We start from the raw sequence: 15904 nt of genomic DNA on the forward strand, positions 1-15904 counted from the left end.
CCTTATTCCTCGGTCAACGCGGAGCCTGCCCGGTCGAGCAGCGGTTTGAACAAATAGTTGAGGAGTGAACGTTCACCCGTGCGCACGAACATTTCCGCCGGCATGCCGGGCTTGATCACCAGACCGTTGAGTTTTTCCATGGCCTGATCGCTGACGCTGCTGCGCAGCACGTAATACGGCGCACCGGTTTTCTCATCGATCATCTGGTCGGCGGAGATCAGGCTTACCTCGCCGGGCACGCGCGGCGTGCGGCTCTGGTTGAACGCAGTGAACAGAATGTCCACCGGCAAGTGCGTGCCGACCTTGTCGACCAGGTTGATCGGCAGGTGCCCTTCCACCTCCAGACTCGTCCCCTGAGGCACGATCTCCAGCAGGGTTTCACCCAGACGCACCACCGCGCCCACGGTGTGAACCCCGAGGTTGACCGCGATGCCATCGGCGGTGGCGATGATCTCGCTGTGTTGCAGATCGAACCCGGCGGAGGTCAGTTGCTCTTCCAGCGTCACGCTTTTCAATTGCGCGTCGGCCAATTGAGTGCGGACTTCTTTCTGGTATTCCTCGATGTGCTGCTGCAGTTTCAGCCGCGACTCGAGAATGCCCTGCTCTACCCGGCCGCTTTCGCCGGTGTTTTCCGCCAATTGTTGCTGAACTTGCGACAGCTGACGCTGGTACTCCATCAACCGATTGCGCGGGATGTAGCCGTTGTCCGCCAGGGGCTGAAGGTTGCTCAGCTGTTGTTGCAGAGAGCTGGCCTGGGCAGTCAGGTCAGTGCGGGCGCGGCGCATGCCCGCCAGTTGCGCGCTGGCGCCTTCGATGCTCGCGCGCAAGGCAGCCTGTTCGCGGGAAAAAGCTTCACGGCGGCTGCTGAATAACTGACGCTGGCCTTCGAGGACCAGCGCCAGGCGTGGGTCGGGATTGTTGCTCAGTTCAATAGGGAAACTCACCTGCTTGAGGTTGTCCCGTTCACTCTGCCACCGCGCCAGACTGGCCCAGGCCATGCGGTATTGCGCTTGCAGGGATTGCACGTCAGCGGCGACTTGCGTCTGGTCGAGCTGGAACAACGGCTGGCCCTGCTTCACCACTTGGCCCTCGCGCACCAGAATCTGGCTGACCACGCCACTGCTCATCGATTGCACGGCTTTGCGCTTGCCCGACACCACGACCGTGCCTTGCACAGGAATGCCTTGGTCGAGCGGTGCGAGACTGGCCCACGTGAAGAAACTGCCGGCGCCGACGATCGCCAGAATCCAGCCCATGCGGGCGAAGAAACGCGCGTCGCGCTCAGGGCGTTCGGCGATGTAGTCGTGTTCCATGGTCGCTTCACTGTTGTTGCTCATAAGCTCGAATTCCTTGTCGAGGGCTGATACTGCCGGCTCATGCTGAGCCCGCCCGGTGTCGGCGCAGCTTTTTCACGTTGTTGTTCCTGGGCACCGGAGAGTGCCTTGAGCACCTCCTGGCTCGGGCCGAAGGCTTGCAAACGGCCTTCGCTGAGCACCAGCAATTTGTCGGCCTGGGCCAGCGCCGAAGAGCGATGGGTGACCAGAATCACGCTGGTGCCCCGGGCCTTCAGGTGTGCAATGGCGCCAGCCAGTGCCGATTCGCCGACGGTGTCGAGGTTGGAGTTGGGTTCATCCAGCACCACCAGACTCGGATTGCCATATAGGGCGCGCGCCAGGGCCACACGCTGTTTTTGGCCCCCGGACAATCCACTGCCGTCCTCGCCGAGCACAGTGTCGTAGCCCTGAGGCATGCGCAGGATCAGTTCGTGAACGCCGGCCTGCTGCGCGGCCTCAACGACTTTTTGCGGGTCCGCCTCACGAAACCGGGCGATGTTTTCGGCAATGCTGCCACTGAACAATTCGATGTCTTGCGGCAAGTAGCCGATGTAAGGACCCAGGTCATCGCGGTTCCAGCGATGGATATCCGCACCATCGAGCCGTACCGTGCCACCAAGCGTTGGCCAGACACCGACCAGTACCCGGGCCAGCGTCGATTTACCGGAACCGGAAGCGCCGAGCACGCCCATCACTTCACCGGCGACAAGGTTGAAATTGACCAGGTGCAACGTCGCTGCCCGTTGCCCCGGCGGACCGGCGCTGACTTGCTCGAAAGTAATCTGGCCCTTGGGCGCCGGCAGCGCCATGGCCTCGTCACTTGGCGGGAAGGCTTGCAGCAGGGCGTCGAGACGGCGGTAGGCAAGTTTGGCGCCGCTCCACTGTTTCCACACGGCGATCAACTGATCGATAGGGCTCAGGACGCGCCCCATCAGGATGGAACCGGCGATCATCATCCCGGCCGTCATATCACCCTTGATCACCAACAAGGCGCCAAGGCCCAGCACCAGCGATTGCAGGCACAGGCGCAGGGTTTTGCTCAGTGAACTGATGACAGCACCGGTGTCGCTGGCCTGGTTCTGCAGGCCGAGGAACCGTGAATGAACCTGGAACCAACGTTTACGCAACGCCCCGAGCATGCCCATGGCCTGAATGGTTTCGGCGTTTTGCAGGTGACTGGTCGCCAGTTGGCTGGATTTCTGGGAAAACCCTGCCGCTTCGCCCAAGGGCTTTTTGGTCAGGGTCTCGTTGAGGCAAGCAAGGCCGATCAACAGCACCGCGCCCACTGTCGCAAACACCCCGAGCCAGACATTGAACAGGTAGATCACGAACAGATAGACCGGAAACCACGGCGCATCGAAGAAGGCAAACAAGGCCGGGCCGGTCAGGAACTGGCGAATATGGGTCAGGTCCCCCAACGACTGTCCGGCGTTGCCTTCGCCTTTTAGCAGGTTGCGCTCGAACGCGGCTTGATAGACCCGAAGGTTGAAGCGTCGCTCCAGTTGGCTGCCGATGCGAATGACGATGAAACTGCGCACAATCTCCAGCAAGCCGATGAAGGCAAAGAACCCGACCACCATCAATGACAACATGGCCAGCGTTGTTTCGTTTTGCGACGACAATACGCGGTCATAGACCTGTAGCATATAAATCGACGGAACCAGCATCAGTACGTTAATCAGAGCGGTAAAACAACCGACGCTAATCAGGATGCTCTTATAGTCGCCCAGCACCTTAATTAACGGCGCGGCGGCCGGGTTCTTTGCCATCTTCATGGGTTCTTCCTGAGGTGTTATTCCCCGCCCTACCTGGCGAGATCTGTTTAATCTTTTTTTGCAAGTAGCGCTTACACTTCTATAACAACTCTTTGTCGTCGACAAAGCGCTTCGATTATTGATCTTCGGCTTATAACGCTATCGGCGGGCGTTGGACTTATTGCACTTCGCGCTTGAGCGTAATGATCAACCCGGATTTCAACGTGCTTTGATAAAGCCCATCACGATGCCGACTGAAAAACAGCACTTTTGAGCCTTCAGGCCCAGTGATTGCGATGCCGTCAGGCTCCGTAAGCCAACCGATTGTTTGCTCGCCCGACCAGGCACTCAGGCACTCGGCGCCCTCACCCAGGGTTTGGTTAGCGTGCAGTTCGAGGGTGCACACGTTTGACGGTTTGTCCTGCAACGCCTGGGACTCTGGCGAGTCCTCTTGGGCGATCAGGGTCGCCTGCCATTTGCCGGCCAGTTCCGAGGGGTCTGTTAATTTCAGGCTGCTCGCCATGGCTGAATCTCCAAAAAACATCATGAACGTCACCAATAGCCACGCGGTTGTTCTGCAGGTGAAGCCGTTATGGATCATAAGGCGCTTTACTCATCTCAAGGGGCAGAGAGCAGCGCGTCTGCGCCGCCCTCCTTTTTCACCTCACATCACGCAGCAATGTCGGAGTAAGCCGCCTGGCCCACGGTGCTGACCAGGAAATCAGCCACGCCATGCCCGGAAAAATCTACCGACAACAGGCTGTTACCGCCCGAAGAGGTCAATACCGCATCGCCTGCCGCACCGGTGAACGAGTTCACGAAATGCAGGCCCGCGCCGTTGGTGATGCCGGTCAGATCGATCTTGTCCAGACCGCTGACAAAATCAAAGATTTGGTCGACTGCACCCGGTTTGGAATCGTTGCTGGCCGCGAACACGAAGGTGTCCGAACCGGCGCCCCCCCACAGTTTGTCCGCACCGCCTGCGCCGAAGAGGATGTCGTTACCGGCACCGCCCTTCAGTTCGTTGGACACGATATTGCCGATCAGCAGGTCGTTGCCCGAACCGCCGATGGCATTCTCGAGGGTGACGCCCTTGGCAATGGACACGTTACCTACCAGGCCGCCAACGTCGGAGAACGACGCCTCATTGAGGTTGATCTTCTGGTTCTGGGTAAAACCGGAGAAATCCAGCGTGTCTTTGCCGCCCGCATCCCATACCGAAAACACAACCTTGTCCGACGACGAAGACGCGCTCAGGAAGTCGCGACCGGCGTTGGAGTTGAAGCCGTAAGTGGTGTCACCGGTACGGGTGGTGGTGTTGGCGCCGTAGAGCTTCTGGATGGCCGCGATATCGTCCATCAGCGGGCCGGACGAATAGGCTTCGACGCCGCCCTTGCTGAAGTTCTGGCTGGTATTGCTTTCACTCCAGTAGCTCATGACGCTGTAACCGCGGGTGTCTTGCCCGTAGGACGCGTCGTTGTAGGTCGGAGCGCCCTCACCGGCGTTGTAGTCGCCAGGGTGGGCCAGGCCCAGGGAGTGACCGATTTCGTGGGTCAGGGTTTGCCGGCCGTAATTGTTCAGGTCCGGCGACTTGTTTGGCGTGTAGCTGCTGTTGGTCAGGTACCAGGAAGTCCCGTCATAACCGGCGCCCGTGCCTGGCAGATAGGCGAAGGCCGCCGCGCCATCCTGGCCGCCGCTGTAGTTGCCGAACGTCATGTGACCGTCGCCGCCCGTGGCCTTATCGGTGAACGTGACATTGGCCACGTCGGCCCAGGATTGCATGGCCAGCACGGCCTGGCCTTTCTGCTGAGCGCTGAACTGGCTGAACCCGGTAATCCCGTGCTTGTTCATAGTGCTCGACGACGCCGAGGTCAGGAACGTGTAGGTGAGTTCGATTTTGCCGCTGCCGTCCTTGTCCAGGTAGGCAGCGCCATCGCGCAGCAATTGTGTAGCTGCCTGGTCGACGGAGAAGGAGGGTTTGCCATTGACCGTGAGGTTGCCACCCCGATCATATTGATGGCTGAAGTTATTGATCTGGTTGAATGCAGAACTGGATGCAGCCAGTGGCTGGAACGCCTGTTCGGCAAGATCAATTGCGTTGTTTTTTACTTTCGACATAAACACACTTCCTTGTTTAGCTATGAACAGTTTTTTTTCAGACAGCGACAATCTCTGGCGAGATCGTCCTATCACTCGCCCAATGAAGGCGAAAGAAAACTGACACAATTCGAAATCAAACGTCTACATTTTTTTTGACGTCAAATTGTTAAGTCCAAGCAAGTACCCGGAAACAATGACTGTGCTGTCGAAATATTGTTGGTTAGATGGGGGTTTGTGCAAATCGTCTGACAATTAGTTATTTAATTATTAAATAGAGGTAAGTTGTTTTTTGTCGATGAGGTCTCGCTTTTTGTGAGTTATTAATATGAGTGCCGGCGTATTGATATCAGTTAGGGATTTGTTGGATTTCAGATTTTGACGACTGCTGCGCAGCCGAACGCAGCCTTCGGCAGCTGCTACAAGGTTTGTGGTGTACGCGAAACCTGTAGCAGCTGCCGAGCCCGCGAGGCTGCGTTCGGCTGCGAAGCAGTCGCCGAATCATCACAACCAACACGCATCCCACAGGGGATAATCATGAACCCGCGTCACCAGTCCCGCTCGAACCGGATTGGCCACGACATATCGGGCAAGCTCCTTCACATCTTCCTCTCGCCGAACCGCACGATCGTAGTAACCCTTTTGCCACAAACGCCCTCGCCGCCCTAACGCCTGATTGACCGCCAGACTGCTCCGGGATTTTATTCGGCACATCAGTTCCGCCAGCGTCTTGTCGTGAAGCTGCACCAGGCAGTGCATATGATCCGGCATCACAACCCACGTCAAAAAATCGGCCCAGCCCTCCTCCTGCGCTTGACGCAACTCCTGAACGACCAACCTCCCCAATCGCCAATCAACAAAAAACGGCTGCCGTTGGTCAACGACAGCCGTTATCAAATAAATACGCCCTGGCTCGCAGAAGCGACCCATACGCAGACGACCAGCATTCAAGCAGATAGGCATTCCATTGCCTCCTAACCATTGAAAGGAGGCGAGAAATCTACAGCGTTACCATCCAGCCCGAATGGCCGCAATGACTACAAAATATGAACCCTTAACTCCCGGTCCGAATCTTGTTCCACACTCGCGTGCGAACCCGGTCAATGTTCAGCGGCATCGCCTCCAGCGCAAACAATTTCCCCATCATCTCCGGGCTCGGGTAAACCTTGGTGTCATTCTTGATTGCCGGGTCGATCAAGCTGTCGGCCTGTTCGTTGCCGTTGGCGTAGTGCACGTAGTTGCTGATGCTGGCCATGACGTCCGGGCGCAGCAGGTAGTTCATGAAGGCGTAGCCGGCCTTTTCGTCCGGGGCGTCGACCGGCATGGCCACCATGTCGAACCAGATGGCGGCGCCTTCCCGGGGAATCGCATAGCCGATGTCGACACCGTTCTTGGCTTCTTTCGCGCGGTTTTCGGCTTGCAGGATGTCACCGGAGAAGCCGACGGCCACGCAGATGTCGCCGTTGGCCAGATCGCTGGTGTATTTGGACGAGTGGAAATAGCTGATATACGGGCGGACTTTCATCAGCAGCGCTTCAGCTTTTTTGTAGTCTTCAGGATTTTTGCTGTGATGCGGCAGGCCCAGGTAGTTCAGTGCCGCCGGCAACAGCTCGGGGCCGTTGTCGAGGATGGCCACGCCGCACTTTTGCAGCTTTTCCATGTTTTCGGGTTTGAAAATCAGGTCCCAGGAATCCACTGGCGCGTCATCACCCAACACGGCCTTGACCTTGGCGATGTTGTAACCGATGCCAGTGCTGCCCCAGAGGTACGGGAAGCCGTGTTCGTTGCCCGGATCGTTGGTTTGTAACGCTTTGAGCAGCGCCGGGTTGAGGTTTTTCCAGTTCGGCAGTTGGCTTTTGTCGAGTTTTTTCAGCGCCACACCCTGAATCTGCCGCGCCATGAAGTGGTTGGACGGGAATACCACGTCGTACCCGGATTTGCCGGTCATCAACTTGCCGTCGAGGGTTTCGTTACTGTCGAAAACGTCGTAGCTGAACGCGATGCCGGTTTCTTTCTGGAAGTTTTTGGTGGTGTCCGGGGCGATGTAGTCCGACCAGTTGTAGATCTTGACGGTCTCGGTCGCGTGGCTGAAGGACGCGATGAGCGCCAGTGGAGCCAGAGTCAGGGTCTTTCGGATCATGAGTCGCTTCCTGTTTGGTTTGTATTCTTTTTATTGGAGAGCTGGCAGGCAATCAGAGGATCAAAAAATCAAAACGTAGGTCTTGCGCACGGTTTCCTGGATATCCCAGATGCCGAGGCTGTTGGCTGGCAACATCAGTGCATCGCCGGCTTCTATGTGCAGGGTTTCACCGTCATCCGGGGTAAAGGTGCAGCGTCCCTGGATGAAGTGACAGAACTCCTGGGCAACAATCTGCCGCCGCCAGCGCCCGGGCGTGCATTCCCAGACGCCGGTTTCGACGCCATCGTCGCGCTCAACGCTGGTGGTCGAGGCCACTGCCACGGGCATGCCCAACGGGACGGCGACCGGGTTCGACTCTTCCAGCTTCAAGGTTGCGGTGTTCTTGAATTGCGTGATGCTCATGGGAGTACCTGTCGATTGAGCCTATAGATGAAGAGCGCGCCGTTTACTGCATGAAACCTTCCATGAAGCCGGCAATACCGGTAGCCAGTTTGCGACGCCAGGGTGCGGTGGCCGGGTTGGCCAGGGTCTGGTCTTCTTGGACGAAGCTGCGGATGATCGCGTTGTAGCCGAGCCAGCGGCAGGGTTCCGGCTCCCAGGCCCTGAGCGCGTCGAGACCACCCTGGAGAACCCACGGCTGGCGAACCAGCTCGGTGTCACGCTGCAGAATCAGATCCGCCAAGGTCCGGCCGCCCAGGTTGCTGGCACCGACGCCCTCCCCGCCATAGCCGCCGGAAATCGCAATGCCGCTCGTTTGATCGCAAAGCATGTGCGGCTTGAAACGCCGGGACATCCCCAGATTGCCGCCCCAGGCATGGGTAATCCGCACGTTCTTGAGTTGCGGGAAGAGTTCGCCGAACAGATAGCGCCGCAGCTCCACCTCGCTGGTGGTCAAGTCAAAGTCATGGCGTAACTTGGCAGCAAACTGATAACCGCCCCGGGCACCGAACACCAACCGGTTGTCAGCCGTGCGCTGACCGTAAGTAACTTGGCGGCTGCTTTCGCTGAAGGCCTGGCCGCGACTCAGGCCGATTTCATCCCACGTGGCAGCCGACAGCGGCTCGGTGGCCACTATCAAGCTTTGAACCGGCAACTGATAACGTCCCAACGGTGGCAAGGTGACCGAGTAGCCTTCTACGGCCGGTACGATCCAGCGGCTGCGAACCGAAGCTTTCGCCGTGCGTAGACCACCCGACTGCCACTGGGTGACCGCGCTGTTCTCGTAAATTCTGACACCCATTTTCTCCACCGCTCGAGCCAGACCTCGCACCAACTTTGCCGGGTGCAGCGTCGCAACGTGCGGTGCATAGATACCGCCATAAGGTTTGGCGACTCTGATCTGTTGCGCCAACTGCTCGGGGCTAAGCCAGCGGTAATCGCTTTCGGTCAGTCCCTGGCGGTAGAGCTTGTCTAGATAGTGCCGAAGACTGGCTTCCTGTTCTGGATAACGTGCGGCGCAATACAGCGCCCCGCCCTTGCGGTAATCGCAGTCGATACCTTCACGTTCGAGGACAATTGCGACTTCATCCGGGATGCCGTGCAGCAAATCGAAAGAAGCCCGGCGCTGTTCGGGCGGCAGGTCGGCGAGCAAGCGGTCTTCGCCCAGCACATTGCCCATCAGCCAGCCGCCGTTACGCCCCGAGGCACCGAAACCGGCGGTTTGCGCTTCCACGATGGCGATGCTCAGGTCGGGAGCCAGGCGCTTGAGGTAATACGCGGTCCAGAGCCCGGTGTACCCCGCGCCAATAATGGCGACGTCGACGTCCAGATCCTGTTCCAACGAGGGACGCGCCAATAATGGCTCGTCGAGTTGATCCATCCACAAACTGATAGTGCGCCACGCCGGCATGCAAGACTCCGCCACTCAAACTTCGATGGCGTCGATCCTAGTGCGTGGACTCAGAGGTTGTCTTGCGCGCGTGCACGCAAAGAAATTTGTTTTACGTAAGCCTTGGGTGACTGGCCGGTGTGCTGACGGAAGCAGCTATAGAACGCCGACAGCGAATTGAACCCGGCGGCAAACGCCAGCTCGTCGATACGCAGTGGCAGCGCGGCGCTCTCCAGTGCCGCGAGCAAATGCTGCAGGCGCGCCTGGTTGACGTATCGATAGAAACTCTGGCCAAGCACCTGATTCAGCAGATAGGAAATCTGATTGCGGCTGTACCCGCACTCCTTCGCCACCCGTTGCAGGTCAAGTTCGGGATCGAGATACGGCTGCTGGCGCTGAAAATACTGCTGCAAGTCTTCAGCCATGAAACTCAGCTGGCGCGCAGACAGCCCGAGCCGACTGACCGCCGGGCGTTGGCTGCTGGCGGCCTTGCTGACGGGCTGCTCACGCACCAGCGAGGCGTACTCGTTGACCCGCCAGATCAGTCCGTCGCGGACGGTAATCGCCTCGCTGGCCCGGAACGACACCAGCCCTTCACCGCCGCGAAGGGTGATGCGGTACTGAATGAACGCCGTGTTGCCGTCCAGGCGAATACGGTCCGAATGCTCCAGGGCTTCATCGGGATCTCGAGGCATGCTGCTTTGCACATACTCTCGTAATTCAGACAGCCCCATCACACGGTTCTGGAAAAAATCGCTGTACTGAACCTCTGGGTGAAAGAGCGCCATGACCCCATCCAGATCCCGGTGTTTCCAGCGCAAGTGATAACGCATCACCGTGTCGCCCGTGGCCTGGGTTTGCAGCGGACCATCATCATCGGCGTGCATAAAGGACTCGGCGAAAAAAAGCCGAGCTTGCCGAAGTTTTGCTTCAGCTTCAATGGCAAATGAATGGCCAACCAGTGGTAGCCAATTGCCGAAAACCCACCGTTCTCGTGACCTGCATCAAAAAAACTGAACCAATCGCTAAACGGACTGAAAAATCCACATTAATTTCACATCTGGATGCTACTTTTAAAGGCAGTCACCGGTTGAGCCATTGAAGGTTCTTCCCTCCTAACATGAGCTAAAGGAAGCGCTCGATGAATAAGGCGGGCAACACATGAATAAAGGGTTCAGTAAAGTCACCTTTCCAAACGCCTGCCAGCTGATGCGCTGGCATTTTCATCCCATGGGTTTCGAGGCGAGCATGGACGCGCCGGGCAGCATGATTGCCCGTCTATTTGACCGTGCCAGTGGCGAGACCATGATCGCCATCGCGGGTATTCCTTGCGCGACGGTAATGAATGCGGCGGATGTAGAGCGAATAATCGAAGCGGTGGAGGATGAGCTTGAGGCTTTCATTCCGCCAGTCGCCCTCAGGAGCTATGCCTGAAGGCAGAACACACAACAACAAGCCCACGTTAAGTGGGCTTTTTTGTGGCGCAAGATTTTACGGCTCACGCCAATGTCTTACGCTGTCGGTGATCGGCAAAGAACGCCTTGCCCTTGCCAATCCGATCGGAAGCTTTAGGCAAATTGGCCGCTTGGGTGTCTTGTCCATCGACGTACCAGTAGCAATGACTCACCGCCCGAGTGATGCCGACGTAAGCCAGCCGCAGGATCTCGTCTTTCTGTGCGCTGTCGTACGCTTCGTTGTCGCCAGCCTTGCCCAGACCTGCCATGCGATAGACCTGGTTCTTGTAAGGTGAACTGGTCAGGTGCTGACAATCACCCAGCAGGAACACGGCGTCGGCTTGAAGTCCCTTGGCGCTGTGATAAGTCAGTTGCTTCAGCCGTCGCGCTTCGTATGGCAAGCTAGAATCCACATTAACTACAGACTTAATATGCTCTTCTATCAATGACTTATCGCTACTTTTTCGATAAAGCATCAAGATTGAATCGCCCTTTCTGTAGTGCTCCATCAGGCGTTCGGCCATGCCTTGATCGTCGCGATCGAGAACGTTCACCGGCAGCAACGCCTTCGGCTCGCCGCTGGCCTTGGCCTTCTTGCCAGCGATCGCGGGCGCCGCACGAACGATATGTTCAGCGGCATCGATGATGTGTTGGTGACTGCGGTAGTTGTCGCTGAGCATGACCTTGGTCGTGCTTGGCGAAGGGAATTCCTTGTTGAATTCCATGAAATACGTCGGCGAACTGCCACGCCAGCCATAGATGGATTGCCAGTCATCGCCCACACAGAGCAATGACGAACGTTGTGCGCCGCGCCCCACGTGCATGGCCGGTCCGCGACTACGGATCTCCGTCAGGCTCGCGCGAATCCAGGAAACGATCTGCGGGGATACGTCTTGAAATTCGTCGATCATCAGGTGCGACATTGGCCTGAGCAACTCATCGTTCAACAGCTTCAGGTTTTCCGGAGAATGCTCGCTGAACAAGGCGAACATCCGGTTGTAGGTCATCACCGGTGGCTTCTGATCAAGCAGATGATCTTCCAGCGCTCGCCAGTACAGGCTCAAGGCCTCGAAGAAGAACCGATCAGGGTCGTCCTTGGCAAAACTCATCTGGCCCACGGCATTGGGCACATCCAGGCCGAGGTTCTCGATAAACCCCGCCGCCGCGACAAAACAATCCAGCAACGGCGCAGAACCGAGTTCACCCTTGACCTTGTAATCGAAGCCCGGGCCAGCGCTGGCATCACCGGCAAGAGACGCCAGTACACGCTTTGAAGATTCGTAACTATCTATCCATATCAGTGGCTTACGACAGAAAGCTTGAAACAGGGTGCGTTTTACCGCCCATTCTGCCCGGACTGTCAGTTTGGCATTCGGGCGGCTGACCTGCGGATTTTCCCGAGGATCGAACCCCAGCACCACCCAAGCGTCGAGGCTCGGAATATAGCCATGACAATGGAACGTTGAACCGTTGATATCGAACGTCTGGCGATTCGGCTCGATGCCTTTGATCGGCCAGGCACCCGCGCGGAACCACAGATCTTCAACTGCATCGCAGAGCTCTTCATCCCGCTTGGCGGCCAGTTCGGTCACGGCCACGCGTTTCTGCACGTCAGGGTGATCGCGTTCCAACTCCTTGAGCTGCAGCGCGTGACGAGACAATGGCTTGATCAATTCGCGGAAGCGCTCATTACGAGTGTGCAGGCTGTGATAGCAAGCGTTGAGTTGTTGGCGCTGGGCATCGTTGATGCGCAAGTCGAAGGGATTGCTGTCAACCTCCTCATCGCCGTTTTGCGGACGGTGGCTGAGATTTTCGAAGGCTTGCAGTCGCTCGAAGCCTGGCAGGCTGCGAACCATCGGCAGGATTCGCGAATGAAAGGTACGCACCAGATCACGTGCCTCTTTGAAACTGAGCGCCCGCCCCCAGAGTGCAAACAGCTCGATCAGTTTGTTGATGAAGTCTTTGCGCGATTCGCGGGTAAAGGTCACCACCGTCATCGAACTCAGCTCGAACCCCAGATAATGGGTCAGCAACAAAATCCGCAACACCAACGTGGTCGATTTGCCCGCCCCCGCGCCGGCAATCACCGAGGTCGAGGGCGTGTCGCTGAAGATCATTTTCCACTGCGCGGCACTGGGTTGAGCGTGCGCTGGCAGCAGTCGAGCGACATCAGTCTTCATGCGCTTCTTCAACTCGGCGCTCAAAGGCAGACGCCAATCGTCGAACAGATGGTCGTCAACGTTGGGCGGCCGGTGCTCGGCGGAGCGCGAGTCGCGGATCAGCAACACCTGCCGGCCTTGTTCCAACCCTTCAAGCTTGCCTTCTTTATAGCCGTAATCCACCCCGGCACTGTGCCCGCTGCGAAAGCCATCCGCCTGGCCATGCAACCAGGAGGCACGGTGTTGTGCGCGCAGACGTGTCAGGCCGTGGCCAAAAAACCGAGCGGCCAAACGCTTGAGCAGTGGCATCTCGGCCAGGGGACGAAGTTCGGGAGGAAGATCGGGGGTGTGTTGCGGCACGCGGGCTGACTCCAGGGTGTGAGGCTGTTGCGGCTATGGTGTCTGCATTTGCCGTTCAGTTCTAGTGAAATGCTTACAGGTCATTGGCTTATGCGATGAAGTGAAGGTTGGATGAGAATCTTTCGAGGTCATTTGATATCGGTTTATTCGATTGTACTGAGGCAATTTTTACGCTTTTTATCGATTGGTGCTTGATAGATGATGCTCGCCATCAACCACCGGTTCTCGTTTCGTGGCTCAGGCGCCCTGCCCATGACGAACCTTTTCAGGAGAAGATCATGCTTGAACTCAGACCCTTCAACTCCCTGGGCGGCGCCCACCATGGCTGGTTGGATGCTCATCACCACTTTTCGTTCGCCGAGTACCATGACCCAAAACGCATGAACTGGGGCAACCTGCGGGTGTGGAACGACGACGTGATCGCCTCGGGCACCGGGTTCCCGAAACATACGCACCGCGACATGGAAATCATCACCTACGTTCGTGAAGGCGCAATCACTCACGAAGATAACCTGGGCAACAAGGGCCGCACCGAAGCGGGCGACGTTCAGGTCATGAGCGCCGGTACCGGAATTGCCCACAGCGAATACAACCTGGAAGCGGGCGAAACCAGGATCTTCCAGATCTGGATCATTCCGAACGAATCCGGTCTGGCCCCCTCCTGGGGCGCCAAGCCTTTCCCGAAAGGCCAGCGTGAAGGTTTCGTGACCCTCGCCAGCGGCAAGGCTGGCGACGATCAAAGCCTGCGGATTAGAGCTGATGCGCGACTGGTGGCGGCGAACCTCAAGGCCGGTGAATCCGCGGAGTATCGCCTGGACAATGGCCGTCGCGCCTATCTGGTTCCGGCCACCGGCATCATTGAAGTCAATGGCTTGCGTGCACAAGCTCGGGACGGTGTTGCCGTTGCCAATGAGCAGGTGTTGCGGGTGACCGCCATCGAGGACAGTGAAATTGTTCTGGTGGACTTGGCCTGATCCTGTAAACGCGGGACAAAAAAGGGGCGACCGTCATGGTCGCCCCTTTTTATTGTCTGCTGCACTCAATCACTTTGCAGCAATTGCACCATCTACCAGCGTTTGAGCCTCTGCCACCAATTGCTTGAGGTGGTCGTCACTGACGAAGCTTTCAGCGTAGATTTTGTAGATGTCTTCAGTGCCCGACGGACGCGCCGCGAACCAGCCGTTCTCGGTCATGACTTTCAGCCCCCCGATCGCCTGGTCGTTGCCCGGTGCGTGGCTGAGGATGCTCTGGATCGCTTCGCCCGCCAGTTGGGTCGAGGTAACCTGGTCCGGCGACAACTTGCTCAGCAATGCCTTCTGCTCAGGATTGGCCTTGGCATCGACTCGTACCGAGAACGGTTCGCCCAGTTCATCGGTCAAGGCGCGATAGGCCTGACTGGGGTCACGGCCGGTACGTGCGGTCATTTCTGCTGCCAGCAGCGCCGGGATCAAGCCATCCTTGTCGGTACTCCAGACGCTACCATCCTTGCGCAGGAACGAAGCACCGGCACTTTCTTCGCCGCCAAAGCCCAGAGAGCCGTCGAACAGGCCGTCAGCAAACCACTTGAAGCCAACTGGCACTTCGTACAGGCGACGACCCAGACGCTTGGCAACCCGATCGATCAAGCCACTACTGACCACGGTTTTACCCACGGCGGCATCGGCGCGCCACTGCGGACGGTTCTGGAACAGGTAGTCGATCGACACCGCGAGGTAGCTGTTCGGCGCGAGCAATCCACCGGACGGCGTCACAATGCCATGGCGATCGTGGTCCGGGTCGCAGGCAAACGCTACGTCGAAACGTTCTTTCAGACCGATAAGGCCCTGCATCGCGTGGCTGGACGATGGGTCCATACGGATTTGACCGTCCCAGTCGACCGTCATGAAGCGGAAGGTCGGATCGACCTGTTTGTTGACCACCTCCAGATCCAGTCGGTAATGCTCGGCGATCGCTGACCAGTAGCGCACGCCTGCTCCACCCAGCGGATCGACACCCAGATGCAGCTTGGCGTCGCGGATAGCGTCGAAGTCGATCACGTTGATCAGGTCGGCGACATAGGTATTGAGGTAATCGTGACGATGAGTCGTGCTGGCCTTAAGCGCCTGCTCATAGCTGATGCGCTTGACGCCGGCGAGCTTGTTGACCAGCAGTTCGTTGGCCTTGGCTTCGATCCACTTGGTGATATGAGTATCGGCCGGGCCGCCGTTGGTAGGGTTGTATTTGTAGCCGCCGCTTTGCGGCGGGTTGTGCGACGGCGTGATGACGATGCCGTCCGCCAGGCCCGAAGTGCGTCCGCGGTTGTAGCAGAGAATCGCATGGGAAATGGCCGGTGTCGGGGTGTATTCGTCACCTTCGGCGATCATCACCGTCACGCCGTTGGCGGCCAGCACTTCAAGGGCGCTGGCGCCGGCCGGAGTGGACAGCGCATGGGTATCGATGCCGACGAACAGCGGGCCGTCGATGCCTTGGGCTTCGCGGTACAGGCAGATCGCCTGGCTGATCGCCAGAACGTGCCATTCGTTGAAACTCAAGTCGAACGAGCTGCCACGGTGCCCGGACGTGCCAAAGGCAACGCGCTGAGTCGAGATGGCCGCATCGGGCTGGCCGGTGTAATAGGCCGTTACCAGTCGCGGGATGTCGACCAACAGTTCTACCGGTGCCGGTTTGCCCGCAAAATGACTGAGTGTCATGCAAAACCTCTGAAATAGAGTGGTTCAGGAATAGGACGCAGTTTACTGGCAGTTTGACCGCAACGCGATGGGATCGATCTACGAGTGC

13 protein-coding genes are annotated in these 15904 nt (G+C 57.9%); 2 read left to right on the top strand and 11 right to left on the bottom strand.

Annotated features, from left to right (window positions below; genetic code table 11):
* Window positions 1-2 precede the first annotated feature (2 nt).
* The 9 genes from ACYZTX_RS17090 to ACYZTX_RS17130 all read right to left on the bottom strand — a co-directional run bounded on the left by ACYZTX_RS17090 (window position 3) and on the right by ACYZTX_RS17130 (window position 10040).
* Window positions 3-1337 carry an HlyD family type I secretion periplasmic adaptor subunit gene (locus tag ACYZTX_RS17090; protein ID WP_462035059.1) on the bottom strand — a complete coding sequence of 445 codons (1335 nt, stop codon included), beginning with the start codon at window positions 1335-1337 and terminating at the stop codon, window positions 3-5.
* Window positions 1334-3109, bottom strand: coding sequence for a type I secretion system permease/ATPase (locus ACYZTX_RS17095; RefSeq protein WP_462035060.1), 1776 nt, complete (start codon window positions 3107-3109; stop codon window positions 1334-1336). Before ACYZTX_RS17095 ends, ACYZTX_RS17090 begins: the two co-directional genes overlap by 4 nt.
* A 157-nt stretch (window positions 3110-3266) precedes the next feature.
* A complete protein-coding gene (locus tag ACYZTX_RS17100) occupies window positions 3267-3689 on the bottom strand; it encodes an AprI/Inh family metalloprotease inhibitor (protein ID WP_462035061.1) in 423 nt (140 codons plus the stop codon).
* Between the two features lie 68 nt (window positions 3690-3757).
* Window positions 3758-5206 (bottom strand): serralysin family metalloprotease, encoded by a 1449-nt coding sequence (locus ACYZTX_RS17105; RefSeq protein ID WP_462035062.1) that lies wholly within the window; start codon window positions 5204-5206, stop codon window positions 3758-3760.
* A gap of 483 nt (window positions 5207-5689) precedes the next feature.
* Window positions 5690-6148: an REP-associated tyrosine transposase gene (locus tag ACYZTX_RS17110; protein WP_462035063.1), complete on the bottom strand. Its 459-nt coding sequence runs from the start codon at window positions 6146-6148 to the stop codon at window positions 5690-5692.
* A gap of 91 nt (window positions 6149-6239) precedes the next feature.
* Entirely contained in the window at window positions 6240-7325 is a 1086-nt protein-coding gene (locus ACYZTX_RS17115) for a polyamine ABC transporter substrate-binding protein (protein ID WP_462035064.1), read from the bottom strand.
* Window positions 7326-7385: 60 nt separating this feature from the next.
* Entirely contained in the window at window positions 7386-7727 is a 342-nt protein-coding gene (locus ACYZTX_RS17120) for a cupin domain-containing protein (RefSeq protein WP_056743722.1), read from the bottom strand.
* Window positions 7728-7770: 43 nt separating this feature from the next.
* On the bottom strand, window positions 7771-9174 hold the full coding sequence (locus tag ACYZTX_RS17125; protein ID WP_462035065.1) for an NAD(P)/FAD-dependent oxidoreductase: 1404 nt from the start codon (window positions 9172-9174) through the stop codon (window positions 7771-7773).
* A 50-nt stretch (window positions 9175-9224) separates the two neighbouring features.
* Window positions 9225-10040, bottom strand: coding sequence for a helix-turn-helix domain-containing protein (locus ACYZTX_RS17130; protein ID WP_462035066.1), 816 nt, complete (start codon window positions 10038-10040; stop codon window positions 9225-9227).
* Window positions 10041-10314: 274 nt separating this feature from the next.
* Between ACYZTX_RS17130 and ACYZTX_RS17135 the strand changes: the two genes are divergently transcribed.
* Window positions 10315-10587: a DUF1652 domain-containing protein gene (locus ACYZTX_RS17135; RefSeq protein WP_033054957.1), complete on the top strand. Its 273-nt coding sequence runs from the start codon at window positions 10315-10317 to the stop codon at window positions 10585-10587.
* A 64-nt stretch (window positions 10588-10651) separates the two neighbouring features.
* On the opposite strand, the gene ACYZTX_RS17140 is transcribed toward ACYZTX_RS17135, so the two are convergent.
* The gene (locus ACYZTX_RS17140) at window positions 10652-13126 is read right to left on the bottom strand and encodes a UvrD-helicase domain-containing protein (RefSeq protein WP_462035067.1); all 2475 of its coding nucleotides are present in this window, start codon (window positions 13124-13126) and stop codon (window positions 10652-10654) included.
* A 278-nt stretch (window positions 13127-13404) separates the two neighbouring features.
* Here ACYZTX_RS17140 and ACYZTX_RS17145 point away from each other — a divergent pair, with 278 nt between their 5' ends.
* The gene (locus ACYZTX_RS17145; RefSeq protein WP_462035068.1) at window positions 13405-14100 is read left to right on the top strand and encodes a pirin family protein; all 696 of its coding nucleotides are present in this window, start codon (window positions 13405-13407) and stop codon (window positions 14098-14100) included.
* A 69-nt stretch (window positions 14101-14169) separates the two neighbouring features.
* Here the strand turns inward: ACYZTX_RS17145 and pgm are convergent, their stop codons facing one another.
* Window positions 14170-15816: a phosphoglucomutase (alpha-D-glucose-1,6-bisphosphate-dependent) gene (gene pgm / locus ACYZTX_RS17150; protein ID WP_462035069.1), complete on the bottom strand. Its 1647-nt coding sequence runs from the start codon at window positions 15814-15816 to the stop codon at window positions 14170-14172.
* Between the last annotated feature and the right edge of the window lie 88 nt (window positions 15817-15904).

It is taken from the genome of Pseudomonas sp. MDT1-17 (assembly GCF_054898105.1).

What these genes read in the sequence shown, in the direction of transcription:
- ACYZTX_RS17090 (WP_462035059.1), bottom strand. Translation starts at nt 1,337, where the DNA reads ATGAGCAACAACAGTGAAGCGACCATGGAACACGACTACATCGCCGAA.
- ACYZTX_RS17095 (WP_462035060.1), bottom strand. Translation starts at nt 3,109, where the DNA reads ATGAAGATGGCAAAGAACCCGGCCGCCGCGCCGTTAATTAAGGTGCTG.
- ACYZTX_RS17100 (WP_462035061.1), bottom strand. Translation starts at nt 3,689, where the DNA reads ATGATCCATAACGGCTTCACCTGCAGAACAACCGCGTGGCTATTGGTG.
- ACYZTX_RS17105 (WP_462035062.1), bottom strand. Translation starts at nt 5,206, where the DNA reads ATGTCGAAAGTAAAAAACAACGCAATTGATCTTGCCGAACAGGCGTTC.
- ACYZTX_RS17110 (WP_462035063.1), bottom strand. Translation starts at nt 6,148, where the DNA reads ATGCCTATCTGCTTGAATGCTGGTCGTCTGCGTATGGGTCGCTTCTGC.
- ACYZTX_RS17115 (WP_462035064.1), bottom strand. Translation starts at nt 7,325, where the DNA reads ATGATCCGAAAGACCCTGACTCTGGCTCCACTGGCGCTCATCGCGTCC.
- ACYZTX_RS17120 (WP_056743722.1), bottom strand. Translation starts at nt 7,727, where the DNA reads ATGAGCATCACGCAATTCAAGAACACCGCAACCTTGAAGCTGGAAGAG.
- ACYZTX_RS17125 (WP_462035065.1), bottom strand. Translation starts at nt 9,174, where the DNA reads ATGCCGGCGTGGCGCACTATCAGTTTGTGGATGGATCAACTCGACGAG.
- ACYZTX_RS17130 (WP_462035066.1), bottom strand. Translation starts at nt 10,040, where the DNA reads ATGCACGCCGATGATGATGGTCCGCTGCAAACCCAGGCCACGGGCGAC.
- ACYZTX_RS17135 (WP_033054957.1), top strand. Translation starts at nt 10,315, where the DNA reads ATGAATAAAGGGTTCAGTAAAGTCACCTTTCCAAACGCCTGCCAGCTG.
- ACYZTX_RS17145 (WP_462035068.1), top strand. Translation starts at nt 13,405, where the DNA reads ATGCTTGAACTCAGACCCTTCAACTCCCTGGGCGGCGCCCACCATGGC.
- pgm (WP_462035069.1), bottom strand. Translation starts at nt 15,816, where the DNA reads ATGACACTCAGTCATTTTGCGGGCAAACCGGCACCGGTAGAACTGTTG.